Source organism: Bacillus sp. SIMBA_008 (assembly GCF_046535495.1).
GTDB lineage: Bacteria > Bacillota > Bacilli > Bacillales > Bacillaceae > Bacillus > Bacillus subtilis.
Window position 1 is genome coordinate 1 of record NZ_JAWRWL010001218.1, and the last position, 238, is coordinate 238.

At 34.0% G+C, this 238-nt stretch carries 1 protein-coding gene; it reads right to left on the reverse strand.

Translation table 11 applies throughout. The features are described 5' to 3' along the window. Positions 1-14: 14 nt before the first annotated feature. A partial coding sequence (crcB, locus tag SB658_RS27310; RefSeq protein ID WP_410603685.1) for a fluoride efflux transporter CrcB occupies positions 15-238 on the reverse strand: 224 nt, incomplete at its 5' end.

Below are 238 nucleotides of genomic sequence, written 5' to 3' on the forward strand. Positions count from 1 at the left end.
GTCGCTTTCTTTTTTTATATTCCGCCTAGTTTCATTCCAAGGAATGCAAAAAGGATACCAATAATATAAGTAGTACTTAAATATAGAAATAGTATGCCGAAATTTTTACGATTGAAGAGCTGAATGGACTCTAGCTTAAATGTTGAAAATGTCGTGAAGGCACCCATAAATCCAGTACCTAATAATAATTGCCAGCTTGTAGTGACTCCGTTTCCAATTATATATCCGAGTAAAAACG